This is a genomic window from Pseudomonas sp. B21-053 (assembly GCF_026016365.1).
Classification (GTDB): domain Bacteria; phylum Pseudomonadota; class Gammaproteobacteria; order Pseudomonadales; family Pseudomonadaceae; genus Aquipseudomonas; species Aquipseudomonas nunensis.
In genome coordinates this window covers 3,161,289-3,186,075 of record NZ_CP087205.1, presented here as the reverse complement: position 1 = coordinate 3,186,075, position 24,787 = coordinate 3,161,289, and the positions used below count along the sequence as shown (strand labels likewise).

Sequence of the window (24,787 nt, the reverse complement as noted above, 5' to 3'; positions counted from 1 at the left end):
TCAAGCCCTTTAGCGAGCCCGCCACTAGGCACACTCCAAATTCCTGAACCAAAAAACCCGGCACGGTGGCCGGGTTTTGTTTGTTCGGTAGTCCAAGTTGCCAAAGGCAAAATACTAACTGTGGCGAAATGATGCCTTTAGCCGTGCGGGAAGTCAAGCAGCCTCTTTCATCTTGTAAATTACCCCGCCAATTGGGCTCAGAGCACGAGCGTCAATGTCATAGCAAGCGTCGAAGCAGAGCTGCACGAAAGGCTCCCAATCCCGCCCCCATGCTGCTGACGGAAGCTCTATGTCGTACTCCCCCTTCATCCAGGCGCGGAACAACTCGGGCTTGATCAACGGATCAGCGTTGGCAGACTGCCCGCCCTGGTGCATGTAGCGGTAACGGCGAAACACGCCCTTGGCGACATATTCGGCCCGCTCCCGCTTGCTGGCGGTCATGCGCTCTACTCGTGAGCAGGCCAAGTTGAAAACTGCTGCTTCCGCCTCCTCCCGATCATCATCGGTAGGCTCGGCCGCATACATGGCGTTGCCGAAGGCCCGAAGCTGAAAGTGAAGCCGCGCGATCGCTGACTGGATGTGACCGGCCAGCGCTCCATGCATGGCAGGGTTCGCCGTCGGGCCTCGCTCAGTGCTCTGCACCACAACGCCTAGCTCGGCGGCGTCAGAAGTTTGGCCGGGGGCAGGGTTGTAATTGCAGTCGTGCCAAGCCTGGCGTGCGGAATGGATTTTCATGCTGCTCTCCCCTTCAGCTCTCTTGTTTTTGCCCGGTAGTCGGCGGTCATCGCCTTCAGTTCTTCGACGGTGTACTTCTTCGGCTCATGCGGGCCTTCCAGCCAATCGACCTGCTCGGCGCCGATCCGCTTAACCAGCGCGATGCGGTAATTCACGATGTTCCCGGACAGCTGGGTGTTGCACGGCGAGCACTGGCGGTGGCAATTCAGAGGCTCGAAGCGAAGCGCGGGATTGCTGCCGACGGTGCGGTAATGCCCAGCGTCGTATTTGCCCTGGTGGTGCCGGCCGCAACTGATGCACGGCAGTTCGGCGTCGCGCTCACGCACCCAGGCGTTGAAGGCGTGTTGTGTATCCTTGAGGTGCTCAGCCCGGCTCTTCAGCTTCTCCTTGCGAACCTTGATCTCGCGACGCTCGACATCCGCCAAGGCTTTACGCGTAGTTGCCCGCCCCTTCTCTGACTTCCCGTGAGCAATGGCGCACTCGATCTCCCCGCAAACGGCTTGCGTGTCGCGTGCAGGGGCGAACATCACGCGGCAGGATGGGCAGCGCTTCCGGCGCGGGCCGCCGGACGTGAGCGGGGTCTTGCGTTGTAGTGGGGTGCGCTTCATGCGTAACTCCCCAGCTGATCAGCCGCAGAAAGCGCGTCAGCTTCGCTCTCAAAGTGCGCGGACAGCACCAACCGCCAACAGGCGTTGAAGACGTCGCGGTAAAGTGGTTCAAAAGCGGTGTCATCCATGTTTGCCCAGCTGATCGATTTGGCCTCTTTGCGGATTCCTTCGGGCGTGTGCACCAGGTGGAAGTGGCCGGCCTCGATCGTCACCCACTCCCGGAACGCCTCGCGGCTCTTGTCGACGGCCGGGAATCGTTCGGCGCGGGTCAGTTCAAGCCCGGTGACATAGGCGGCGACAGCGTCCGACAACTGCCCCGGCTTGCCGCTCTGCGCTTCGAAGAACTTGGCCAGCCCCTGAATGCCGCGCATTTCCTGGCGCGGAATCAGGCCGCCGACCGGCTCCCAGTACTCCCACGCCAGATCGAGCATCGAGAAAAACTTGCCGTGGAACTTGCCGTTACGCATGCGGGTGAACTTGCCGTGGATGATCTGGCCTGCCTTCCACTTTTGGACGGTTTCGCGGTCCGCTTCGGTGGCCGGTACTAGGCCTTGGGCGGTGCGGATAAGTGCGAGCTCAGCCATGGGATGCCTCCTTGTGTTGCGCGGCAGCGATGGCTGCGCGGAACTTACGCTTACGCAAATATGTGTCGACCCGATCAGCTTGGGCCTTCTTGAGTCGCTCGCGTTTTTGCCGGGCCTTCGCCGCATCGACGATCTGGCGCACTTCAGCGAGCTTCTCGCGTAGATGGGGTGACGGCTCCGCGTCGGAGCCTGTAATAAGTCCAGCGATGGCCTGGCCATCGGTGGTGACGGGCGCGATGCGCAAGTCAGCCAGGTACCGGGTACCCGCCTGCTGGGTGATCAGTTGCATACGGACCGCTGATTCAATCGCTGTAACCCGGCGCGCCGGATCGAGCCCCAACGAGACACTCCAAGTGGTTGGTTTGACTTCAGTCCGGGCGGCGGACACTAAGCGCTCGTAGGCGCTGTTGAACGCCATCCGGGCACCGACCACATCCCGGCGACTCAAGACTGGTTGTGCCGCGACCATCGCTTGGCGAATCTCGGCGGTCATCACGACTGTTTCGGATTCGTCGCCTGCGGTCAGTGCGATCGCCCAGGCTTCGTCTTTGCCCGGACGGCCATCGGAGGCTTGGACGCGTTGCAGGATGTCGGCCATGGACAGACGGCCTTTCACCTCAAGTCGGCAGGATTTCAGCGCCGCTTTGACAACAGGCACTGGGTAGGCGCACAGGTCTTCGGCCATCATCGCAGCAGTGCCTGGGTTCATTTCCTGACCCATGGCTTCGGCGGTTGCGCAGATGGCGGCTGCCAGTCCGGCAACCTGCTGATCGTTCATTTCAGAGGTATTCATTGCGCTCTCCCGCCTGGCGCCCAGCCAGAACCATTTGCGCGGCCTGCTCTGCGGCGGAGAGGTTCGCCTCAGTCCGTTCCATCTGGCGGGCTGTGGTCCCGTTGATACGCTGACCAGTGACCCACTGGGTGTGGTAGCTCTCGGCGTTGGCCAGCAACTCGTTGAGGCTGTGGCACTTACGCAGAACGGCGGCATCGCTGGTTTTCAGGAAGTGCGCGGCAACGTGGTGGGCGACGTCAGCACCAAGGCGGCTTACAAGCTGACCGAGCTGGCCGCCAACCTTGGCGTTCCATACCGGCCATGCACTGTAGCGCTTGCGGTAAGCCATGGCGTAGTTCGCCCAGGTTTTGAACGTCTTACAGGTTTGGTCTTTGGGACCGGGCATGTCGGCGGGGATCTCAACCCGTGGAGCCTCGGTGCGATCAACCACCAGCACCAAGGCGCGAGATTGAACCGGCACGACCTTGGCGGAAGCCTGGGGCGTATTTGGTTCAATGACCGGTTCCATGACTGGTTCAAGAGAGTGACTGGTTCTGGGTGCAACTGCTGCACTACCCCCTGGTGCAGGAGATTCACTAGGGGGTGAACCCACTGCACTACCCGGGTGAATCTTCTGCACTACCCCTGGTGCAGGAGGTGCACCACCATCGAGTGTCAGAAAGTAAACGTTCGAGGAGTTACCCTTCGGGCCGCCTTTACGGATCTCCTTGCGCAACAGTCCCGCATCACACAAAGCAGTGATGTGGTTCATGACGGAGCGTTTGCTGATCTCGCATTGGTCGGCAATGTGCTGATAGGACGGCCAGCACTCGCCAACGTCACTGGCGTTGTCAGCGAGCTTAATCAACACGAGCTTGCGCAGTGGATTGCCGACGCGAAGCTTCATAGCGGCGACCATAAGACCCATGCTCATGCTGCACCTCCGGCGAAGGCGCGGAAATCGATCGTCTGCACGCCTTTCCAGCTATTGCAGGACATGCAAAGGGTTTGAAGATTTGCCATAGACGCCTCGCCACCCTTGCTCTCAGGGATGACGTGATCTGCCCTGAGGCGCAATTGTTCCGAACAGCCACAGCGCAGGCAGGCGTGGCCATCGCGAGCAAACACCTTGGCGCGCAAACCTGAAGGGATAGGCGATTTTTTTGACCTACGGCGTGGAGCCTGTACGGCGGGCTGATGGGTGGTGAAGTGCCCCATCCGGTTTGGGTTCCATTCGCGCCCTTTATCCGTGAGCCGAACCCCCTCAGCGCGCACTTCAATCAAACCTGCCTCTTCTAGGGCCTTCAACATCCGGTAAGCGGTGTCCGGTTTGTCAGTGAGCAGCGGCAGCTCTTCGACGATCTTGCTCTTGCTCAGCGCGAAGTAGATCCCCGTGTCCGTCTTGATTGGATTGGCCCAGCTCGGGCTCTCATAGACGAAAGCAAACAGCAGGGCCTGCTGAGAATTCAGCCCCCACTCCAGCGCCTTCACCTGATTGATCGTGACGGTGTATTGCATGTCAGCCCTTCCCGACCAGTGCGGCCAGTTCAAGGAAGCGATCCACATACCAGTGAGGCTGCGTCTCGCGTGGGGATTGGGGATTGGTCAGGTTCTTGCCGTAGTTCATGCCCTTCTCAGTCACGGACCAGAAGTCGACCGTCTCCTGCTTGGAGTTCTTGCGCTGGAGCTGCTTCAAGAAGCCCTTCGCTGCCAAGGCGCGGTTGAACGCCACCAGCGCGTAACGGATGCCATTGTCTTTCAGCAAGGCCGTGGCCGACTTGGTGGGCATTGAGGAACCGCCGGCAGCATCTGGCGCAGCGTCGACGGCGTAGCCTGGGAGAAACTTCGGATCCAGGCCGTTGTTCTGGGCGATTTTCGTGAGCATGGCCATCTGGCAGGATGGAGCCGGCTTCAGCAGGCGCGTGAAGCACTCCATGATTGCGATTTCACCGACGACCTTGGTGCCATTGAGCATTACTTGCTCGCGGGCGCCCTGCTGCTGTTCAAGTTCCCGCCAGCGGCGAATCACCTTCATGCGCATCGGCGCGCTGTAGCCGGTGAGCAGGCAGTCAGTGTGCTCGCGGTCGAGCAGGTACTGCACCTGTTCACGGTTGCGGCCGTCCAGATAGATGTCCTCAAAACTGAGTACATCTACTTTCAGGTCTTTGAGCATTGCCACGATGTCGCGCTTCACGTTGTCGTGGCGCTTGCCGGTGACATTGGCGATCTCGCGGGAGGACATCGTGGTTCGCGACACGTTTTCGGAATTAACAAAACGTGTCGCGACATAGTTCGGGGTATTGCTTGAAACGGATTGGCTCTGCATAATCGGCCTCACAGTGTTATCGAATCAGCCGACCTCGTACGTCGGCTTTTTTGTGCCTGAAATTCAGGCGGCTTTCACCGACGCATCCATCACGTCCAGGCTCTGCCGGACATGGTTGATTTCTTGGCGGATCAGGGTTTTCTCGAAGGTGTTGACGCGGTCATCATCGAGCGCTTCGTGAACTGCGATGGTCAGGTCCGCCACTTCCTTGCCAACGTTGATCAGCGACTTGGTCAGCGCCTGAGGCTTGGGCGCGGTCTTGGCGACCAGGTCGAAACCAAACTCGTTGGCCAAGGCCAGCAGCGGGCGCATGTCGCCGGTGTGCAGCAAGATCCCGAACAAATGCTCCACGGTCAGGTGATGCGCATCGTTGTCGGGGTTTGCCCGCTGAAGAAGACCTACATGCGGAACGCCCATCTTTGCCGCCAGTGCTTTTGCCTCGTTGTCCAGAACAGCGCTCTGGCAGGCCCGCAGGAAATCTTCCATTCGTAAAACCTCGTTTCTGTTTCCGTGGTGGCGATACGCCAACAAGGCAATAATTCGTTCATCAACTGATCAGGGACGAATCCATGACCTTTTTTTCTGCCAGTCCCGAAACAGGGACCGGGACCAATCTTGAAACCCGCTACCGGCTCGCCCTGCGGTCCCTAATAAGGGCTGTGAATCACCGCTTTGGCGGGAAGGCAACCACGTTGCTATCGGGTGGTGCGCTGTCGCAGATCGCTTTCTTGAGTCCTGGCATGGCCAGTCGCAAAAGCTCGGAGGCCAAGGCATCCGGGGTAATTCCGATCTCCGACGCCCATCGCGCCAGTTCTTCTGTTGCGCCCTTCCTGAGTTCAACTACTGCACTGGGCATGAATCCCCCTCTATGGCCTTCTCAGGCGCGTCTTTTCTCCAGCTCAAACGGCAGCTCTCCGAGCGTTCGCCTGACCTCAAGCGCGGCCTCGATGATTTCTCGGCTAAGCACGCTGTGTTGCAGCTTCATGTCGCGGGCTACGTCCTTCAGTTCCTGAAAGACTTCGTCATCGAGGCGCACCTTCACCTGGTGTTCGTGCCGGTGCGCTTTATCGTCGTAGGCCATAGGTTCACTTCCGCTTTCGGTGTGACGGGCTGGATTAGGCGGCGGAAAGCTCGGGCCAAATTTGGCGCCAGTCTTCAGGCCGTAGCTCTTGGCGCGTAACCGACCCTCCGGTCGCGCTCTCTGTACGAGCAGCGATTTCGGCAGACGCAGTTTTGTGCCCGTAGGCGATCAATCTCAGGTATGCGCGAGTGGTCCCGGTGCGGGCGACATCGGTGTCAGTTGCCGCCTTGAGCCAGGTCAGCAGGCTTGGGTGTTTGGTCCGCATGTCGGGCCTCCTTATAGGTAATTTTATTATTACCCGCAGGTAATCACAAAGCAATACCTACAGGGAATTTACCTTTTGGTAACAGGAAGGGATGATTTGGCGATGGAAATTTCAGAAATTCGCCGCGAAAACTTGCGGTCACTCATGAAGCAACGCTTCGAGGGAAAGCAGGCCCGTCTGGCTGACGCCCTCGGCAAAAGCGCCAATTACATATCGCGATGCCTTTCAACATCGATGCCTGCATCGAGCAGGAAGAATATCGGCGAGGATTTTGCTCGGGAAATTGAACAGGCTCTGGGCCTGGACCGATATCGACTCGATAAAGCCGGAATGGCTGCTGACAGCAACGGTCCTGCGAAGGGGTCGACCGGTCACCTTTCAGATATCGAGACATGGGATGACGAAACCCCGCTCGATGACGACGAGGTTTATGTCCCTTTCCTTCAGGAAGTGGAGTTGGCAGCCGGCTCAGGCCGATTCGCGATCGCGGAAAGCGATAGCTCTCGCCTTCGTTTCTTCAAGAAAGACCTTCGCCAAAATAACGTGCAGTTCAGTAACGCGAAGTGTGTGGTTGTCAGCGGCAACAGCATGCTGCCGGTGCTGCGCGACGGCGCCACTGTAGGCGTGAACGTCGGCAAGAACTCGCTGGGCGATATCGTTGACGGCGACATGTACGCCATCAACCACAACGGCCAGCTCCGCGTGAAGCAGGTCTACCGCCTGCCTACCGGTATCCGTCTGCGCAGCTTCAACCGTGACGAGCACCCGGATGAGGACTACACCTTCGCCGAGATTCAGGAGCAGCAAATCGCGATCCTGGGTCACGTGTTCTGGTGGGCGATGTACTCCCGTTAACCAACGCTCAACATCGCACCACACACTAAAAGGAACGGACTCCATGAAAAAGCTGGTGATTGTTGGAATCGTCGCTTTAGTCGCGATTGTCATCTACACCCAGATAACTATTTTTGCCGTGCCGCCGATCGGCGCAGTGCCTGAGGGCCGGACGGTGATAATGCTGAGACTCAACAAGACGAACTTTATCGACAGCGCTGATGCCATGTGCGAGCGGCTGCAGGGCAGTGTCAGCCTGCTTTGCCGAGGGGTGACCATGGGTGCAGTTGTAAGCAAAACGAAAATTATCGCCCGCCTACCCTACTCAGAGTCTCTCTATCTGATCTCTACGGGCGGGAAGCGATACGACCGATAATACGGACGCCAGCAAGGAGGTGTCATGCCCATCTCCACCAAGAAGCAATCGGAAAGTAACGCTGCAGCGAATGCTGCCGACATTGAACGATCCATCCAGGCACTAAACAAAATGGCTGAACGCCTTTGGGGTGATGGTCGGGAATCTGAGGCGAAAGCCCTCCTCGATGCCCTGGACTCTCTAAATCGAGCGCTGGACCGGATCAGGATTGGCGAAAGCCGAAAGACTCTTCATTGAAGAGCGTATTGGATCTGGAATGAGGGTTAACGACATGGCGCACTCACTTCAATACCAGATAACCAAATCTGTACGCGTCGTTGAGATTGAGGTGGGGAAGCTGCTCGATATGGCTGCAATGCTGAAGGAAGCGGGAAATGTTGTCTTGGCGGCGGCGGTCTCGAACCAAGCGAATAAGCTGCTTGAGGCTGCAGTAGCGCTGAGAATCGCGATGGCAGGCTGAGTGCTCAGGCTGACGATGTGAAAACGGGAAGGTTCGTTCGGGCTATAAACGACTAGATTGCGACGCGGTTCCACGTGTTCTTGTGGGCTATATGTTCACGCTGATTGAGTTCTACAGAAGCAGTTAGTGTTCCGCGAGGAAAAAAAAGAATGTCAAGAGTCTATGGTAAAGCCGTTCAGGAAAGTGCTCGACCTTCCCTAGTGATAGGTGATTGGGTCACCGTAGGGTCACAACGGTGCCTCGTAGTCCAGGCGCGAGAATCAGGCGGCTATCAAGTTTTGATGAACCCCGTCGCCCCTGAAGCTCGAGGGATAGCCTGGCACGCCAGTGAATGGATTTTTATAGGGGACAGACGTCCCAACGCTTCAGCGGACCCAAGGATGGCACCCTTCGTCGAGTTACTGAGGAAGGGTTGAAGTTCTAATAGAGCGGAAGGAATACGCCATGCCCCTCACCAAGCCAAATCAAGACCTGAAGCGCGATCTCCAAGGTATTGCCTCCGACCTCAAATGGTCCGCCGTTGAGCTGATGCGAGTCGCCGAGCGGCTGAGTCTGGCCGGCAACGAAGCAGACGCCCAGGCGCTTCTGAAGATGTGCACCGTGTTCCACTCGGACGAGGATCGGCTGACCATTTACACCGATGAGATCAAAGCCGGTGCGATAACCAGGACAGTCAAATAGATGGCAGATCTAATACAAGGGCTCGACGGCCCCAGAACAGCCCAGCAGGAGCTGTTTTACGACCTTGAGGATGCGACTGCGGTGATCGGGTGGTCAGTGGACGAATTGAACAAGATGGCCGGCCGCGGCAAATCGCCCGATGAAGCCATTGCGCTTATGAAGATCTCCGCTCTACTGAAGGCTCAGCAAGAAAAGATTCGCCGCCATGCTGACGAGGTGAAGGCGGGAAGGATCGTGCGGGCGATAGCGTGATAGTTTCGATCGTGGGGCATTTGTTGTGACGGGCGATGTAATCACGATGATTCACTTGCTTCGATGCAAGGTGTGGCATCGACAATTCGTGGATTAAAATAGACTGATTGCATTCTCTGTTGGAATAATAAGACGGAAGATTACAAATAACGTAGCTAACCATAATAACCCGCACGGAAAGCAGATTTTGAGAAAGCAAAATCACCACATCATTTATTGGCTCGCCAAGCGCGCAAAAGACGAGCTGACAAAAATACGAAGACTCAAAAGAAAGTGCGCCGCCGCGGCCCCTTTACAAAGCTATAGTGTAATTAAAGCCCCCTTCGAAATAGACATCGGCAAAACCAAGGTAAGAAGAAGCACTCTGCAGTTTTTTTACAGGATTCGCACCCAAATTAACCAGGGCTGCCGTCGAGTCTGGATTGATTTCACCGAAACAAGAAAACTCGCGTCTGGGGGCACTTTACTGCTCTGCGCTGAACTGACGCGACTTATAGAAAATGTACAAGGCTTGAAGATAAGAAGCTCGCTTCCAAAAAGCAATAAAGCATCTCAAGTTATGCAGCAAGTGGGTCTATCCAGGCTACTCAACACGAAAAACAAAACCAAATGTCTTGATGGCGATGTCGTTAACTGGAGAAGTGCACGAGGCCAGGGCGCGCTCGGTGCTAAGTACGATGAGATCCTCGGATATTACGACGGACTGATTACAGATTCTTTGCAGTCAGAGCTTTACACGGGTATCACCGAAGCGATGACAAACGCACAGCAGCATGCATACATCGACCAAAGGGGTGATGGAATTGTCACGGATCCAGACTACCGTCCATGGTGGATGTTTTCTCAAGAAAAAGACGGGAAACTTTCGGTGGTCTTTTGCGATCTAGGAGTAGGTATACCAGCGTCTTTGCCAAGGACAAGGCCAAGATTGTGGCATTTTATGGACAGGCTAAATCTGACCGAGGGTCGGCAGATCGAGGGTGCCGTGAGAAATAGTCAAACACGTACAAGAAAGCAGCACAGAGGTAAAGGGTTGAGACAAATTATCGAGACCATTAGCTCCTGTGCCGGAGGAAAGGCCCTAATCTTCAGCAATAAAGGGTGGTACTCTATGGAATCAGGTAAGCAGCGCTCAGGCGATTTCGGAGATTCGATCATGGGCACTGTGATTTATTGGCAAATGCCTTTGCCGTCGAGGTCTGCATCATGAAAAGCATCAGTCTTGCAAGAGATTTTACAAAATTTCCAGCAGGTAGGTTCAAGGACGACGGCCCGTACAGCGGGGAGCTATTTCGTGAAAAATATCTAGAGCCTGCGCTAGCCTCAGACGAACCGGTTGTCGTGGAATTGGATGGCGCACGTGGGTATGGATCTTCCTTCCTTGAGGAAGCATTTGGTGGCTTGGTACGTCTTGGTTTTCCTGCTGAGAAGGTGCTTGCACGAATCAGTTTTGTCTCCAAAGACACTAGTCTGATTTCTGAAATCCAATCTTATATAAGGGAAAGTATTGGACCTTCTGAGCAAGTACACTAGCCTCCTAACACTTATTACGGTCATAACTGGCTGGATAATTGTAAACTGGCAAAATAACAAACGTGAAGAGCGTAAAGAACTACGCTCTTCTTTAAATGATATAATCGCCGGTATTGAGGCGCTCGAAGAAGATGCCATTAGATATCATACGTATCTTGAGCGAAACAACCCTTTAGAAAAATCCATTACTCTAAAAATCACCAGGCTCAGCTCTAAAATTAGATACTTACGATTTGAAAGCGAACCGCTAAAATCAAATTTCATTGAGTTAAAAAAATCCATAACCCTGGACAACTTTGAAACCAGTAGATTTGTCCAGCAGCCCCCCGAATCAGATTTGCTCGACTGTATAAGCTATTCGTCGGACCAACTTAAAGACTCTCTGGAAGATGAATTTAGTAAACTTTACCGCGGCCCGCTGAGATATAGACTTGCGACGAGCATTCGTAATTTTTTGACTTCTTGCAAGCCGCTTCGATAAAGCAATTGTAAGCCCAGTCCCTCGCTCGACTTTTTCGTTCTGCCGCTCGTCCGAAGCGCAGCACCTTCCCCTGCCCTGCTCTTCCAAAGCTTATGTCTCCTCGTTTGGAAGTCTCGGTCATGAACAGAAGAATCGCTGCTCTCACGCTCTCGGGCCTGCTTTCGTCTTGCCCGCTCTTCGCGCTTGCTGTCGAGAAGGCGACTGCGGAATCAGCCGTTCCCCCTACCGTTCTTCCCGGGGTCAACCAGTCTGGCAGCTCCAAGGCTGACGAGGATAAAGCGAGTAAAAAGGGCGAGGAAGCTTCTGGCTCAAATTCGGGCGCCGACTCGGAAACTCTGAAGAAAGACTCAGGCTCCTCGGGTGACTCAAAGAAAGAGAAAAAACCCAAGCAGTAGCGGCGCGGGGGCTTGCGACCCAGTCCGGGCTTTCCCGTTTTGGTGTTCACACTATTTTCACGTTCTTACGCGTAACGTCGATTTTGCTCCTTGCAAGACGTTGAGCCCGCTAATCCCCATCGCGGGCTTTTCTTTGCCTGCAATTCGAAGACATTTACGTTCCGCCATCCATTCCTTCTACCGCATGCGCATAGAAGGCACTGGCCTCCTCCACCATCTCCCGCCAATCACCACTGTCGATCGCGCCGGTGCGCTTCAGCTCGTCCGCCATCATAACCAGGGCTTCGAACTGCTCCTCGACGTCCATGCGAATCTCCGGCTCCTCCAGCAGCCTGCGCCAGACCGCTATCGCCTTCTCTTTCTGATCGTCGCTCATTGCAGCTCACCTGGTTGTTTGTGAACTGTAGAGCCGCGCCTTGCACAAGCGTTCTGCGCCGGCGACGTGCGGCTTTGGCGCGTGGTGGCCGAGCGCCACGAATGGTAAAATGCGGTTAATTCTGGAGGGAACCAAATGCGAGTATTTCCGATATACCTCACTGCTGGCCTGATGTCTTTTTCAGCAGCATGTACAGCCGGCGGTTTCGAGGACAAAACAGACCGATTCAATGGGGTAAGAGTGGTTGCATGGAACACCATCCCATCTGAAGTTGAAACTTTCGCGACCTCGACCATCGCTTTTTACCCAAAGGGTGAGGTTAAGCCCTACCAGTACAAAATTCAGCTCATCACTTATGCTGATGCCATGCAGTACGACGACTGCAATCATGTCGACTGGCTGGTTGATGGGTTACCAGCGCCATATCTGGAAGCTAGATACAAAGGGGATCGCTCCGCGTCAGCGGCTATCGAAACATTCGACGTAGAACTCGATCGCGCATCGTTACAGAAGCTCGCAGCAGCCAGGACCGTAGAATTCAAAGTTTGCAACACTGAAAGCTCAATCAGCGCGGTTGACATGGATGGCTTGCGCAAGGTCCTCAAACAAACCGAATGATATTCAAGTGATCCGAAAGCCCGCCAAGTGCGGGTTTTTTTTCGCCCATGCAAAAATAATTACCCACAGGTATTGCATATTATGTTACCCATAGGTAATGTTCGTTCCATCGAAGCCCAGTCCCCACATCGGGACCGGAAGTCGAGACAGCAAAGCAGCACGCACCACCCGCTCTTTAGCACTACCGCATCACCTTGCCGGATCACCACCGGCCCAGATTCAAAGGCAGCGATGAACCGGCCTCAACGGTTCAGAGGGTTGGCAACTGACCCGGGCGTGCAGCGTAAAACGCCAAGAACAGTTATCCAGCGGGAGAACAAGCCGAAAGGCCCGCGGCTGGAAGAACAATTTGGGATAGGCCAGTGACCGACGCCAGAAGCGGGTCACGGCGAACAGATTTCACTGGCTGGCCTTGGCGACAGGGCCAGACGGGAAATCAACCGATCAAGCACGGAGCATCAAATGAGCGAGCAAACCCTGCAAGCGCTGCTGGCTGAGCGAGTCACCGCCTTTGCTGCAGGTGATCAGCCGGCAGCAATCATCGACGAGCATGTGAAGATCATGTTCACCAAGGTGATCGACAACTGCTTTGGTCGTTACGGCGACATGGGCAAGCAGGTTGAGGAGGCAATCAAGGCAGCGTTGCCAGCCAACTTGGCCACAGTCTTCGAGCTGACCCGTTACAACGACATGATTGCCAAGGCCCTGAAAGAAAAGTGGGAAGCCAGCGGCGTAGAAGCCGACATGGTCCGTCGCGCGCAGGAGGCCATCGACGAAGTGCTCACTAAGGACCAGATGCCAGAGATAGTCAGCCTGCAAGACCTTCTTGAAGCCTTCATCGACGATCACAAGGAAAGCGCCGCAGAAGAGCGCTGGGAACAACCGGACATTCGTTTTCAAGAATCCGAATACGGCGGCCTGCATATCTACTTCGACAAGAAGCCAAAAGAAGAGTCGTCCTACAGCAGCCGCGAACGCAGCGAGTACAACCTGGACAACGCGATACACATCTCGTTCGATAAGCGCGGCAAAGACCGTGACGACCAAGGTCGGCAGGTTGGCACCGTCTACGCCGCTCGAATCGACAACGAGAAAATCGGCCAAACCCTGCGCTTCAGATCGAAGTTCGAGAAGTTGCTGGCTGCGCTCTACTTCGGCGCCTCCAAAATTCTGGTGGACTGCGAAGAAGACGATTTCAGCTACGGCCTGCACGACTGACCCACCAGCGCCACGTCAGCCTGACGAAAACTGGCCGAGCACCTGGTACTCCCCAGCACTAGGCCGCATCGGAGAGTGATCGAAGCGTGCCCAAGCGGGCTGCAGCGCTAGGATCGCAAAGCCCCGGGAATCTCCTGAGCCGGTATGAGCGAGACGGCCAACACTATAAACGCGGCGGGAAACAAGCAGGGGTTGCGCCCTGGTGTTTCGATCACTCTCCGATGCGGACGAAAATGCGGCCTATAACCGCCCACCTGCATCAAGTCCTGTAGAGCACCAGTAGCAGAAGGACTCAAAACCCTGGGCCACGGCCAGCAAAGGCTGGCGCTGGAGACGTAACCGGCAAGCAGATGAATGCGCAGTGCTGATGCGCGTGGGGCTCGGGCCTTGTTGGGATACCTCGCAGGTTTACAGGGGCGAGGATCGAAGCCGGTCATGCGGAACAGTGACATGACGAACTCAGTACTTCATGCCGGGATCAGCTCCGGCCATCTGCACTCTTCAATAGGTGGCCACTGCCTGCCCAGTGAGCGAGCGATAGGAGCTACCGCCATGAAGTAGATCAACGATTCACCCGCGTGGCACAGCAAGCCTGAAGGCTGCGCCCAACACTCATTCAGGCAGCGGACAGTAGGTCGTCGATGTCACCGCGCATCAGCCGGAACTCCGGTAGGCCACCCCAGCGCACGAAGACAACTTGATGCTGCAAACCCAGGCCGTCGCCAGTAGCGGGCCTGGGGATTTCACAGATTAACTTTTGTGGCAGGCCATAGTGAAACTCAGAAGGGAGATCAGAGCGGGCTAGTCGTCTCTATCGTCACGATCGCGGCCGTGATTACGATCATATCCCTGGTCATTGTCACGACGATCATATCTGCGGTCACGCCCGCGATCATCGTCATCGCTTCGGTCATACCCACGATCGTATCCACGACCATGATCGTAACCCCGATCTCGACCGTACCTGTCTCCGTCGTCCCAGTGAGGCCCGCAGCCTCCCAACAGAAGGGAGCCTGAGATGACCATGAACACTATTACTGCACGCTTCATTTGAACGCCCTAAATGGAAAGATCGGCGATATGACCGTGAGTCTGCTTAATGATTCATTGGCGAGATGCAGCGGATCAAAAAGCCAAATCCAACGCTAAGCCGTTTCCCGCCGACACCACCCGCATGCACTCCCCTCCGCGCCCAACGGCAACCAGCGGAACGGGTGAGTGCAGCCGAATGGTTTTGGACCATCACACGGAGATCGAACAATGGGTACGAGGCGATACGCCCAGCCAAAAGCCACAACCGTTTCAGTCGGCCTTCGAATGGAGCCGAGACTGAAGCACCTCGCTGACCTCATGAGCCGAGGTCAGAGGCGATCTTTAACTGCCATTTTCGAAGCTGCAGTTGAAGCTTTCGCAACGGATGACGAGCGCCGGATTGTGAGTGAAACATGGTCGACGGACAGAGATGAGCTACTACTGCGCCTTTACCAAAAAGCTCCGCATCTCTGCTCGTTCGACGAAGAAGTCGCCGCCAAAGCTCTCACCGCCTCCCGCATTGTTTAAACCAAATCCGCAACTCTGGAGATGACCATGCACCCAAGCATCCAGCTCGGCAACGAGGTGCGCGCAGCTTTGCGCATCCGCTCTCGCATCGCCACGGAAGACCTGTACGAACTGATCGGCTGGCCGCAGCCAGTTGCGCTGCCCCGCTTCACCGTCAAACCGGCGGGCGTGGCGTTCTTCCATGTAGTGGATCGCCGCACCGGCAAGGCCCGAGGCTTCCGCCGCAATCACAACGAGGCCTGCGCCCTGGCGCGCCGGCTGGAACAGCAGGAGTAAATCATGATCGACTTTCTCGACACTCCAGAGGGGCCGGACTGGCTCCACGATGCAATCAACTCACTGATATGCGGCGACAACGTCACGGCACCGCGAGCGCACGGCAAGTCAGTCGCCCTGGTCACTCCGCAGTCGTTGTGGGAGGCGCTGGCCGAACACCTGGGTGCCCAAGAACACATCGCCCCGCTGCTCACCGACAATCGTGAGTATCCAATTGAGCGCCTGCTGTGCGAGATCGTCGCCGACGGCCGCCGCGTTCACGGCACGGCCTATGACCTGGCCATTGAAGCGATGGGCCAGCCAAAAGGTAATCGCCCGACAGCGCTGCACGATGTCGCCGAAGAGCTGATCCGACCTCACGCAAACGAATATGGCCGGGCTCGCGCCGAAGAACTGGAAGCTGAGAGCGCCGCAGACCTGGTAGATCAGCGCAAGGCGGATGCTGCATGACACCTCAGCAACGCGCCAGACGCTTCGTATTCTGGCGCAGTTCCTTTTTCGCGCTCGCCGCCTGTACCACCCTCATGTTGTTCGGCGCCCTCTCAGCGCCAATCCCTCAATAGCACACACCTTTCAAGAGCTGCGCCAGTGCGCGGCAAGGAATTGTCATGTCCGCACAAAGCGTGGCGCCGGTGGCGCACGAACAAACGCTGCACATCCTCCCTCATGCCGCGACCAGTACCAGCGCCCTGGTGCTCGACGGCGACAGTCTGGACAAGATGATGCGCCTGGCCGACGTCATGGCCACCGGCCGCGCAACGGTGCCGAAGCATTTCAACGGCAACTCGGCCGACTGCCTCGCGGTGATCATGCAGTCCATGCAGTGGAAGATGAACCCGTTCGCGGTCGCGCAGAAAACGCACCTGGTGAATGGCGTGCTCGGCTACGAGGCCCAGCTGGTTAATGCGGTGATCACCACCTGCGCGCCGGTGCTGGATCGCCTGCATTACGAGTGGTACGGGGCGTGGGAAAAGGTGATCGGAAAATTCACCATCAAGTCTGGTGACAAAGGCGAATACCGGGTTCCCGGCTGGGTGCTGGCGGACGAGGAAGGTCTGGGTGTGAAGGTCTGGGCCACATTCCGTGCCGAAACCGAACCACGCGTTCTGGAGCTGCTTTTGGCCCAGGCCCGCACTCGCAACAGCACACTCTGGGCTGACGATCCTCGCCAACAATTGGCTTACCTCGCCACCAAACGCTGGTCCCGTCTCTATTGCCCCGACGTGATACTTGGCGTGTACAGCCCAGACGAGCTCGAGGAAACCGCTCCACCTGCCCGCGATGTTTCACCTCGCCGAGGTTCGGCGCCGGCGACGCTGCCCAACTACCCGGAAGAAAAGTTCGAAACGATGCTGCCTACCTGGCAAAGCGGCGTCGACCAGGGAAAGACAGACGCTGAAAGCCTGATCGCTTTTCTCGAATCCAAATACACGCTCAGCGCCGAGCAGACCGATCGTATCCACCGCATGGCGCCCATTACAGGAGAAACCGAATGAAGATTCATAACGTAGCTCAGGGCTCCGAAGCCTGGCATGCGCTCCGCGCCAACTACTTCACCGCCTCCGAGGCGCCGGCCATGATGGGCGCCTCGAAGCAGATGAAGCGCACCGAGCTACTCAGCGCCAAGAAGACCGGCCTCGACCGCGATGTGTCGTGGTGGGTGCAGAAATACCTGTTCGACAAAGGCCACGAAGCTGAAGCCCTGGCTCGGCCGATTCTGGAAACGCGGATCGGCGAAGACCTCTTTCCTGTCGTCGGTACCGACGGCGATCTACTCGCCTCACTCGACGGCTGCACCATGCTCGGAGAGACGTTGTTCGAACACAAAATGTGGAACGAGCAGCTCGCCGCCGATGTAATGGCCGGCAACCTGGACCCGCATTACTACTGGCAGCTCGAGCAGCAGCTGCTGGTGAGCGGCGCCGACAAAGTGATCTTCGTATGCTCCGACGGCACCGAAGACAACTTCGTGTCGATGGAATACACCCCGGTACCGGGCCGCGCTGCGACACTCGTTGCTGGGTGGAAACAGTTCCAAACTGACTTGCTCGACTACACCCCAATCGAGGTAGTGCCGGAAGCCGTCGGCAAGACGCCGGACAGCCTTCCAGCGCTGCGCATCGAAGTTACCGGCATGGTGACCGCCAGCAACCTTGAGCAGTTCAAGGCTCATTCCCTAGCGGTCTTTGCGTCGATCAACACCGAACTCGAAACCGATCAGCAATTCGCCGATGCCGAGAAGACCGTCAAGTGGTGCGGTGATGTTGAAGAACGCCTCGCCGCGGCCAAGCAACATGCACTGAGCCAAACTGAAAGCATCGACGCCCTCTTCCGTACCATCGACGAGATCAGCGCCGAAGCGCGCGCCAAGCGCCTGATGCTCGACAAACTGGTAAAGGCTCGCAAGGTCAGCATCCGCGAAGACATCGTCATGAGTGCCGCCAAAGCACTTCAAACGCACATCGACCAGATCAATACATCGCTGGGCGGAAAAGCGCGTATGCCGACGGTGCCCGCGGACTTTGCAGGCGCCATCAAAGGCAAAAAGTCGATCAGTAGTCTGCGCGACGCCGCCGATTCGGAGTTGGCCCGGGCGAAGATTGCTGCCAGCCAGGTCGGCGACAGCATTCGCGCCAACCTCGCCAGCTTGGTGGAACTCGCCGCCGATTACGTCTTCCTGTTCAGCGACGTTCAGCAGCTTGTGCTGAAGGCGAACGATGACCTGGTCGCGCTGATCAAGGTGCGGATTTCGGAACACAAAAAAGCCGAGGAAGAGAAAGCAGAAGCTACGCGGGTGCGGATTCGAAACGAAGAGCTGCAGCGGATCGAAGGCGAAGCGAAGGCGAAGGCTGTTTTCGAGCCAGTTGCTGAGCCTGCACCGATCACAGCTCATGCGCCGGTGAAAGTCGCGCCGGTCGCTCAGGCAGCGTCGAAGCCAGTTGCAGCGCAAACCAGTCAGCCGGTAGCGATGCAGGCTGATGTCTACGACCTCGAAGCGCTGATCAAGGCCGTGGCATACGGTCAGGCGCCGATATCGATGTTGACGGTCAACTGGGAAGCGCTCGACGCGCTTGTCGCTGACCAGGGCGACCGATTCAGCATGGCTGGAGTGAGGCTGGTGAAGGTGGCGGCGTGAATGCCTCCGAACTGCAGCAAGCCATCGCTCAGTTCGAATCTGCCGGCGGCCAGGTGCAAGTTTTGGCCGATGCAGTCAGGGCAAACACTGATCCTCTACTGTCGGTCGCGCCGCCGATTGACGCCGAACTGGTCGAGGCCATTCGCGGTTTCACTGGCGCCGGGGTCTGTGCCGCGGCGAAGGCCCTTGGCAAGTCGACCCGGACCATCAACTACATCGCCGGCCTGCACGGCATCAAGTTCGCCACCACCACCGACGCCACCCTTGAGGCTCGGCGAAAAGAGGAAGCGAAGTTGGTACCGCGCATCCGGCGGATGGCCAAGGCCGGTATGACCCAGGTAGCCATTGCTGACCAGCTCGGTGTCGGCCGCATTGTTCTGCGCCGCATCGCCCGTTTCTACGGCATCACCATCAACTCACGAGCATCCTGATATGGACCAAACAATTGAAGAAGCCGCAAAGCGGCAAAGTGGACTGGAGGCGGCGAAAGCTGCCTTCTTTGCATCTGGCGGTCAATCCCGGCTGATCCCGATCGGCATGGGCAAAGACAGCCCCGGCGCCGAGCATTTGCCGAAGCCGGCGTATGGCTACCGGACCACCGAAACGCCGAAGAAGAAGCGCGGCCGCTTCATCAGCGAAGAAGAACGACTCGCGCTGGCTGGCCAGCTCATGGAATGCAAAGCAAACGGCATGACGCGCTACTAGGCCGCCAAGCACCTGGGTATCAGCGAGACGCTCTGCCGATCGCTAATTTCCGACCACTCGCTCAACTTCCCGGCCTCGACCTGATGCGCAGGATGGTCCGAGTGCAGCAACGCAAACGACAAACCTGGCTGGCACTGCCGGCCAGTGGCAGAGAAGAGGTTGGCCATGGCCAAGACTGGACAAGAGCGATCGGCGAAGGCCGCCGAGAAGCGGATCGAGTACGACGAGAAGGAACTGCGGCACCGGGTCAGGCTCGGCACCCGGCAGAAGCTAGACGAGTTGATGGCCTGGAACGGCATCGAGGAAATGAGCGAGGCGGTGCAGAACCTGATTCTGAACGCTCATGCGCTCGGGCCGACATTGTCATTCCAAGCGATGGAAAGTCCGCGCCACAAAGTGCAGATAAGCGAAAACGTGGCGCGGATGTTTCGGAACGAGAGTTTGGCCGAGCTGAAGCGGGATCCAGGGGATGAGATTGTACGCCCACATATAAATAATTTACTCCCCCAAAGCCAATCTTGAATGACTCCCCACAGGACCTTTGGCTTCATTTATACGCTTTGCTAGATCCTGAATTTTCAACTTATTTTCGCTGTAAACTTCTTCTAGCAAAAGCTCTAGTATTTCGAAAGCGTCTAAAGCGTGTGTGTTCAGCAGGCCCGTGCCTGGGTGGCTACCGTGGTTACCAAGCCATCGGATAGCATCGAACAAAGCCTTAACACTCTCTCTTTCAGGAGGAAGCTGTTTAATTCGACTTACAAAACTGGCGTAGGCTTCTTTTTCATTCAAAGCGGGAATGCCTAGATCTGTCAGTATCGCTTCCGCAGCAGCGCGTATGCTATTACAGCAAGAATCAGGATGCGCAAAGTATAGTGAGCTTGCCGCTACTATTTGCTCCTTCACTAAATATGGAGTTTTATCCGGACATTTTATAAATATAATCGGAGGGTAGAAAAATTTCGGCAGGTAATAGCTTACATGCGTTGTATCCCATCCTCCGTGCGCATCCACATCGTGCTCCTCATCTACACCACCACTCCCAATAAAAAAAACGATTTCAGAACACACTAGGCATTTCAGCTTGCAACTGAACCGGAGAACTACAAAATCAACATCCCAATAATCCTCCCCCTGATCTTTTATAGACGCTTTAGTTTCCTCACTTATAAATTCACCTTCTAACTTTAATCGTCCCTCCGCACAATAGGGGCAGCAATAGCTAGGAATTCTTGTTTTGGTGAAACCGTGAAGTAAGCTTTTACGATCCATTAGCATTTACGTTGCTTCCCAAAATTTCAATCATCTAGTAACACGCACGAACAGCATACATAAAGCGATTATGCCACCACCGGTTACGGAGGGCGGCGCCCGACTGGATACCAAGAACTCGAAAAGGATGCGACTCACGATCAACTTAGGCTATGAATATCCCGTTAATTATGAAGTTTGCACTCCAATTGCTAGCAACCCAGAATCATAAAAAGAAACGATCAAACATCTTGCAAACAGAAATCACGTAACTCCTAGTATCTACAAGATACTTAACAATATCATAATACTGCCCTTCTAACTCCAGCTTAACCTTCCCAGAAATCTCAAAACCTCCGTTGATCTTAACTATAGGAAATAAGGTTTTCGCCTCAAGCAAAATGAAATCCCTAACAATAGGAGCACAGTTAAAACTAAAATTTGGCGGGCCATCATTGAAACAATCTTCTTCAGATTTATATTCGATACGACCATTAAATTTAATGTTTTCTTGTGAAAAAACCACTAAATTTGGCAAGCGATGCTTATCTGCGTTATTTAAATTTGACAGTACGATTAAAGCATCATTCACGGGCAACCCCTCCTCGCCTCCCTTCCTATTGAACGGTTGGATGTTTCGAATAACTTCAATGATTTCAGAATCAAAAAATTTTTCCAACTTATTCTTCGGCCACCTTACAATAAAATCTTTCTCTTCTAAAAAAATTGGAAACGCAATTTGATTGGGCGCTAACGGCGGGTCTGATTTGAGCCGTGCCAGAGCGTATGCTAAATTATCCAAAACACTGCGCAAATTATGCGCGCACTCACCGATTTGGACTGACAAGTCATCAAGCTCTAGCTTTTTAAAACCGTTGATTTTTAATGCAAACCCCAATCTATCTTGATTTATTTCCGTAGTAAAATCTACGTCAACATTTGAGCCAACTCGCTCAAACTCCTTGTTTATATTCTCAATTTGCCTAGCTGATCTATTAAGTTTAGCAACAATGGGTAGTAAGAATTCATTATTACATAGAGAATATATATCGACACTCATAACATCCTCTATCCCATCCATTCGCCTCGAATTAGGCTCACTACAAATACCTCACTTCAACGAATCACGCCAGACGGCGAGGCAGGCGCCTGCCTGGAGATAACCCATGCGAGCAGTCATCTATGCAGGCCTGCGCAATGGCGCCCGCGACCAACAGATCTTCGATGCCCTGACCTACAAGCATGTGATTGAAGTCGCCAAGGATTTTCAGTTGGCACCGAGCACCATCCGGGCGGCAGCAAAGCGCATTTCGAATGCCGTGGTATTCGAGCTAAGCCTGCTGGGGGGGGCAGCCCAATGCCTATTGGGAAAGTCGCCGCCGACTCATTCCGCAAAGCAGCGCTCGGCGCCTACCGCAACTACCACGGAACCTTCAGAAACCTTGAGCTGCCATGCTGGGTGATCACCGACGGACAGCAAAGTGTGGAGGTGATGGAGCTGCGCAAGATCGACATCGGTGAAATTTCTTTGTAGGCCGCCAGCACCTGCCTCCCGGCATCAATGCCTGGTAGCGATAGATATTGCCTCCGAGTGCATTGATTTAAATGCCTCTAAATCGCTCACCCACGGCCCTCGGTGTGCGATTACGCACACTCCGCCGGAGGCAGGCGAAAATACGATATTCCCCCATATTGGAACGCCGTCTTTGTCCCGACTTGAAATGCCCCACGCGAGGTCGTGGCCATTCATGTTGATTTGGTTACAAGCATTGAGTGAGCTCATATTTTTTTGTTTCCTTGATCTTAAAACGCAATTTTACCCTGTTTAAAAAAGCCTGCTTGACCCCACCCTTTCGACGAATCACGCCAGCCGGCGAGGATCCTTTATGTCCGCTCAACAGAAGAAACACCCCTTCGATTTCAAAACTCAATACGGACTCGGCTTCAGCACTCAGGACGATGAGATCGTTGTCGACTTCTTCTGTGGTGGCGGCGGTGCCGGTACCGGGCTGGAGATGGGCCTGGGCCGCGCGGTGAATGTCGCGAAGAACCACAGCCCTCAGGCAATCAGCATGCACACCGTTAATCACCCGGGCGCTGTTCACTACACCACCGACGTGTTCGACGGTGATCCGGATACCGAGTGTGGCGGCAAGGCCGTTGGCTGGCTCCACATGTCGCCGGACTGCACGCACCACAGCCAGGCCGCCGGCGGTCAGCCGCGCAAGCGTGAGATTCGCAACCTATCGTGGATCGGCCTGAAGTGGGCCGGCAAGAAGAAGCCTCGCGTCATCAGCCTGGAGAACGTGAAGCAGATCCTCCAGTGGGGGCCGCTGATCGCCAAACGCTGCAAGGCCACTGGACGAGTAATGAAGCTGGGCGGTGCTATTGCGGAGCCAGGTGAGGTCGTCCCGGTCCACCAGCAGTTCCTGGTGCCTGACCCGAAGCGGCGCGGCCAGACCTGGGCAACCTTTGTCGCCGAGTTGCAGCACCTTGGCTACGTCGTCGAATGGCGCGTCATCAAGGCCTGCGATTTCGGCGCACCGACCAGTCGGGAGCGCCTGTTCATGATTGCTCGCTGCGATGGCGAGCAGATTGTCTGGCCAACACCGACACACGCCAAGCATCCGGTGAAAGGCCAGCAGAAGTGGCGCACCGCCGCCGAGTGCATCGACTGGACCATCCCGAGCAAAAGCATCTTCGACCGGCCAAAGCCCCTGGCACCCGCCACCCTGCGGCGAATCGCAAAAGGCATGAAGAAGTTCGTCATCGATGCGGCTGACCCGTTCATTGTGCCAATAGCGAACTGGTCCGGCGAAAGTGTTCAGTCAGCGCACGACCCGCTGCGCACCGTGACCTCTTGGCCGCGCGGCGGCTCGTTCGCCATGGCCAGCCCGATCATCGCGCCGGCCACGCACCAAGGCAGCGACCGGATCAACGATCCGCACGCCCCGTTGCCAACGGTGACATGCGCCAACCGTGGCGAACTCACGCTGATCAGCCCGGTATTGGTCGGGGCCGGCGGGCCAGAGTACTCGGGCAAACCAACATCGATGGATCAACCGGCCGGAACACTGATGACCCAGAACCATCGCGCGATCGCCGCGGCGCATCTGGTGAAGTTCCGGTTTGCTGATGAAGGCAAGGCGCTCAACGAGCCGCTGCCGACCATCACCAGCGGCGGCAACTACCAACGCCCGGCCGGCGCCGCCCACGCGATGGGTATCTCGACCGTGTTCATGGCCCAGATGAACGGCGGATTCAACACCACCGACGCGAAGAGCGTCACAGACCCGATGACCACATTGACCAACACTGGCAGCCAGCAGCAACTGGTGACCGCCAACCTGGTACACCTGCGCGGCAACTGCGACGCGCGGGACACAGTCGATCCGTTGCACACAATCAGCGCCGGCGGCACCCACCACGGACTGGTAACCGCATTCATGGAGCGTCAGTTCGGTGCCAGCGTTGGCCAGGCAGTGGATGAGCCTGCACCGACCATCACGGCGGGCGGTGGTGGCAAGAGTTCGCTGGTTGAGCTCCAGCTTTCGCCAGAGGTCGAAGCCGGTGCATTGCGAGTTGCGGCCTTCTTGATCAGCTACTACGGCACCGAGAACGTGAGCAGCGCCGGCGAGCCAGCACCGACCATCACCACCAAGGACCGGCTGGGCTTGGTCACCGTGACGATCGGGGGAACGCCGTATGTGATCGTCGACATCTGCCTGCGGATGCTTCAGCCGGCCGAGCTGTACAAGGCTCAGGGTTTCCCCGCCGACTACATCATTAGCCACGGTGCCGACGGCAAGCCGTTCACCAAGACCCAGCAGGTTCACATGTGCGGGAATAGTGTCAGCCCTCCGCCGATGGCAGCGCTGGCCAGAGCAAACGATCCATGGAAAGCCGCCCAATTCAAAAAAATTGCGGCCTAAGCCATTTATTTTCTCCAACTGGCCAAATTTGGAGCACTGCCTACCCACTATTACCGGTAGAACGAGCAATTACGCTCGCTCATCTGGAAATAGGAAACCTTCATGGAAATCATCCAGTACATCTGCTTGTACGCAATGATCATCACCATCATGTTCCACGGCTAGCGTAAACCGGCGAGCCCCTAGCGGCTCGCCATCTCACCTGCCTTGATAACTCTCCGGCCGGGCATTACCCGGCATAGGACGTCCCAGCTATCAGCAAATGCTTGATTACTCAGACACACAATTCGATATGTTTGCCAATCGTGGCTAGGCAATCGCCTGCTTCCGCGGGA

Annotated in this window: 33 protein-coding genes and 1 pseudogene; 20 read left to right on the top strand and 14 right to left on the bottom strand. The window is 56.1% G+C overall.

Going from position 1 to position 24,787, the window contains the following annotated elements; translation table 11 throughout:
* Positions 1–153 precede the first annotated feature (153 nt).
* From LOY68_RS14640 to LOY68_RS14595, 10 genes and pseudogenes are all read right to left on the bottom strand, one after another.
* Positions 154–735, bottom strand: coding sequence for a hypothetical protein (locus LOY68_RS14640; RefSeq protein WP_265045478.1), 582 nt, complete (start codon positions 733–735; stop codon positions 154–156).
* Entirely contained in the window at positions 732–1,343 is a 612-nt protein-coding gene (locus LOY68_RS14635; RefSeq protein ID WP_265045476.1) for a recombination protein NinG, read from the bottom strand. Before LOY68_RS14635 ends, LOY68_RS14640 begins: the two co-directional genes overlap by 4 nt.
* On the bottom strand, positions 1,340–1,927 hold the full coding sequence (locus LOY68_RS14630) for a DUF1367 family protein (protein ID WP_265045474.1): 588 nt from the start codon (positions 1,925–1,927) through the stop codon (positions 1,340–1,342). The genes LOY68_RS14635 and LOY68_RS14630 overlap by 4 nt, the downstream gene beginning before the upstream one ends.
* Entirely contained in the window at positions 1,920–2,720 is an 801-nt protein-coding gene (locus LOY68_RS14625; RefSeq protein WP_265045472.1) for a hypothetical protein, read from the bottom strand. The genes LOY68_RS14630 and LOY68_RS14625 overlap by 8 nt, the downstream gene beginning before the upstream one ends.
* The gene (locus LOY68_RS14620; RefSeq protein WP_265045470.1) at positions 2,707–3,633 is read right to left on the bottom strand and encodes a helix-turn-helix domain-containing protein; all 927 of its coding nucleotides are present in this window, start codon (positions 3,631–3,633) and stop codon (positions 2,707–2,709) included. The genes LOY68_RS14625 and LOY68_RS14620 overlap by 14 nt, the downstream gene beginning before the upstream one ends.
* Positions 3,630–3,827: an HNH endonuclease gene (locus LOY68_RS14615; protein WP_413787193.1), complete on the bottom strand. Its 198-nt coding sequence runs from the start codon at positions 3,825–3,827 to the stop codon at positions 3,630–3,632. The genes LOY68_RS14620 and LOY68_RS14615 overlap by 4 nt, the downstream gene beginning before the upstream one ends.
* A gap of 3 nt (positions 3,828–3,830) precedes the next feature.
* Positions 3,831–4,217: pseudogene (locus LOY68_RS32240) on the bottom strand (phage replication protein); the annotation flags it as partial.
* Position 4,218: 1 nt separating this feature from the next.
* Positions 4,219–4,941 (bottom strand): Rha family transcriptional regulator, encoded by a 723-nt coding sequence (locus tag LOY68_RS14605; RefSeq protein ID WP_320110099.1) that lies wholly within the window; start codon positions 4,939–4,941, stop codon positions 4,219–4,221.
* Positions 4,942–5,088: 147 nt separating this feature from the next.
* The gene (locus LOY68_RS14600) at positions 5,089–5,511 is read right to left on the bottom strand and encodes a phage regulatory CII family protein (protein ID WP_265045467.1); all 423 of its coding nucleotides are present in this window, start codon (positions 5,509–5,511) and stop codon (positions 5,089–5,091) included.
* A 391-nt stretch (positions 5,512–5,902) separates the two neighbouring features.
* On the bottom strand, positions 5,903–6,106 hold the full coding sequence (locus tag LOY68_RS14595) for a hypothetical protein (RefSeq protein ID WP_265045465.1): 204 nt from the start codon (positions 6,104–6,106) through the stop codon (positions 5,903–5,905).
* A 367-nt stretch (positions 6,107–6,473) separates the two neighbouring features.
* Between LOY68_RS14595 and LOY68_RS14590 the strand changes: the two genes are divergently transcribed.
* From LOY68_RS14590 to LOY68_RS14550, 9 genes are all read left to right on the top strand, one after another.
* Entirely contained in the window at positions 6,474–7,226 is a 753-nt protein-coding gene (locus LOY68_RS14590) for a helix-turn-helix transcriptional regulator (protein WP_265045463.1), read from the top strand.
* A 43-nt stretch (positions 7,227–7,269) separates the two neighbouring features.
* On the top strand, positions 7,270–7,581 hold the full coding sequence (locus LOY68_RS14585) for a hypothetical protein (RefSeq protein ID WP_265045461.1): 312 nt from the start codon (positions 7,270–7,272) through the stop codon (positions 7,579–7,581).
* 24 nt (positions 7,582–7,605) lie between these two features.
* Entirely contained in the window at positions 7,606–7,818 is a 213-nt protein-coding gene (locus LOY68_RS14580) for a hypothetical protein (RefSeq protein ID WP_265045459.1), read from the top strand.
* Positions 7,790–8,041, top strand: a complete 252-nt coding sequence (locus LOY68_RS14575; protein WP_265045457.1) for a hypothetical protein — start codon at positions 7,790–7,792, stop codon at positions 8,039–8,041. The genes LOY68_RS14580 and LOY68_RS14575 overlap by 29 nt, the downstream gene beginning before the upstream one ends.
* A gap of 444 nt (positions 8,042–8,485) precedes the next feature.
* Positions 8,486–8,722, top strand: a complete 237-nt coding sequence (locus tag LOY68_RS14570; protein WP_265045456.1) for a hypothetical protein — start codon at positions 8,486–8,488, stop codon at positions 8,720–8,722.
* Positions 8,723–8,974 (top strand): hypothetical protein, encoded by a 252-nt coding sequence (locus LOY68_RS14565; RefSeq protein ID WP_265045454.1) that lies wholly within the window; start codon positions 8,723–8,725, stop codon positions 8,972–8,974. It abuts the gene before it with no gap.
* Positions 8,975–9,161: 187 nt separating this feature from the next.
* Entirely contained in the window at positions 9,162–10,184 is a 1,023-nt protein-coding gene (locus LOY68_RS14560; protein WP_265045452.1) for a hypothetical protein, read from the top strand.
* Positions 10,181–10,507, top strand: coding sequence for an STAS-like domain-containing protein (locus LOY68_RS14555; protein WP_265045451.1), 327 nt, complete (start codon positions 10,181–10,183; stop codon positions 10,505–10,507). Before LOY68_RS14560 ends, LOY68_RS14555 begins: the two co-directional genes overlap by 4 nt.
* Before the next feature lie 600 nt (positions 10,508–11,107).
* Complete coding sequence (locus tag LOY68_RS14550; protein WP_265045449.1) at positions 11,108–11,383, top strand: hypothetical protein; 276 nt, start codon at positions 11,108–11,110, stop codon at positions 11,381–11,383.
* 154 nt (positions 11,384–11,537) lie between these two features.
* On the opposite strand, the gene LOY68_RS14545 is transcribed toward LOY68_RS14550, so the two are convergent.
* Positions 11,538–11,759 (bottom strand): hypothetical protein, encoded by a 222-nt coding sequence (locus tag LOY68_RS14545; protein WP_265045447.1) that lies wholly within the window; start codon positions 11,757–11,759, stop codon positions 11,538–11,540.
* A gap of 135 nt (positions 11,760–11,894) precedes the next feature.
* On the opposite strand from LOY68_RS14545, the gene LOY68_RS14540 reads away from it, so the two are divergent.
* Both LOY68_RS14540 and LOY68_RS14535 read left to right on the top strand, forming a co-directional pair.
* Positions 11,895–12,377 carry a hypothetical protein gene (locus LOY68_RS14540; protein WP_265045445.1) on the top strand — a complete coding sequence of 161 codons (483 nt, stop codon included), beginning with the start codon at positions 11,895–11,897 and terminating at the stop codon, positions 12,375–12,377.
* Between the two features lie 462 nt (positions 12,378–12,839).
* Entirely contained in the window at positions 12,840–13,595 is a 756-nt protein-coding gene (locus LOY68_RS14535) for a hypothetical protein (protein ID WP_265045444.1), read from the top strand.
* 801 nt (positions 13,596–14,396) lie between these two features.
* On the opposite strand, the gene LOY68_RS32235 is transcribed toward LOY68_RS14535, so the two are convergent.
* Positions 14,397–14,645 (bottom strand): hypothetical protein, encoded by a 249-nt coding sequence (locus LOY68_RS32235; protein WP_413787181.1) that lies wholly within the window; start codon positions 14,643–14,645, stop codon positions 14,397–14,399.
* A 537-nt stretch (positions 14,646–15,182) separates the two neighbouring features.
* On the opposite strand from LOY68_RS32235, the gene LOY68_RS14525 reads away from it, so the two are divergent.
* The 7 genes from LOY68_RS14525 (at position 15,183) to LOY68_RS14495 (ending at position 19,794) form a co-directional block, all read left to right on the top strand.
* Complete coding sequence (locus LOY68_RS14525; RefSeq protein WP_265045440.1) at positions 15,183–15,431, top strand: hypothetical protein; 249 nt, start codon at positions 15,183–15,185, stop codon at positions 15,429–15,431.
* Positions 15,432–15,434: 3 nt separating this feature from the next.
* Positions 15,435–15,881, top strand: coding sequence for a hypothetical protein (locus LOY68_RS14520; RefSeq protein ID WP_265045439.1), 447 nt, complete (start codon positions 15,435–15,437; stop codon positions 15,879–15,881).
* A gap of 158 nt (positions 15,882–16,039) precedes the next feature.
* A complete protein-coding gene (gene recT, locus LOY68_RS14515; RefSeq protein WP_265045437.1) occupies positions 16,040–16,927 on the top strand; it encodes a recombinase RecT in 888 nt (295 codons plus the stop codon).
* The gene (locus LOY68_RS14510; RefSeq protein WP_265045435.1) at positions 16,924–18,567 is read left to right on the top strand and encodes a YqaJ viral recombinase family protein; all 1,644 of its coding nucleotides are present in this window, start codon (positions 16,924–16,926) and stop codon (positions 18,565–18,567) included. Before recT ends, LOY68_RS14510 begins: the two co-directional genes overlap by 4 nt.
* Complete coding sequence (locus LOY68_RS14505; RefSeq protein WP_265045434.1) at positions 18,564–18,998, top strand: hypothetical protein; 435 nt, start codon at positions 18,564–18,566, stop codon at positions 18,996–18,998. The genes LOY68_RS14510 and LOY68_RS14505 overlap by 4 nt, the downstream gene beginning before the upstream one ends.
* Before the next feature lies 1 nt (position 18,999).
* Complete coding sequence (locus LOY68_RS14500; RefSeq protein ID WP_265045432.1) at positions 19,000–19,272, top strand: hypothetical protein; 273 nt, start codon at positions 19,000–19,002, stop codon at positions 19,270–19,272.
* A 165-nt stretch (positions 19,273–19,437) separates the two neighbouring features.
* The gene (locus LOY68_RS14495) at positions 19,438–19,794 is read left to right on the top strand and encodes a hypothetical protein (protein ID WP_265045430.1); all 357 of its coding nucleotides are present in this window, start codon (positions 19,438–19,440) and stop codon (positions 19,792–19,794) included.
* Here the strand turns inward: LOY68_RS14495 and LOY68_RS14490 are convergent.
* Positions 19,771–20,541, bottom strand: coding sequence for a DUF4145 domain-containing protein (locus LOY68_RS14490; RefSeq protein ID WP_265045428.1), 771 nt, complete (start codon positions 20,539–20,541; stop codon positions 19,771–19,773). The genes LOY68_RS14495 and LOY68_RS14490 overlap by 24 nt on opposite strands.
* 205 nt (positions 20,542–20,746) lie before the next feature.
* Complete coding sequence (locus LOY68_RS14485) at positions 20,747–21,580, bottom strand: hypothetical protein (protein WP_265045426.1); 834 nt, start codon at positions 21,578–21,580, stop codon at positions 20,747–20,749.
* A 106-nt stretch (positions 21,581–21,686) separates the two neighbouring features.
* Here LOY68_RS14485 and LOY68_RS14480 point away from each other — a divergent pair, with 106 nt between their 5' ends.
* Both LOY68_RS14480 and LOY68_RS14475 read left to right on the top strand, forming a co-directional pair.
* Positions 21,687–21,983 (top strand): hypothetical protein, encoded by a 297-nt coding sequence (locus tag LOY68_RS14480; protein WP_265045424.1) that lies wholly within the window; start codon positions 21,687–21,689, stop codon positions 21,981–21,983.
* Positions 21,984–22,406: 423 nt separating this feature from the next.
* On the top strand, positions 22,407–24,452 hold the full coding sequence (locus LOY68_RS14475) for a DNA cytosine methyltransferase (protein ID WP_265045422.1): 2,046 nt from the start codon (positions 22,407–22,409) through the stop codon (positions 24,450–24,452).
* Positions 24,453–24,787: the final 335 nt, after the last annotated feature.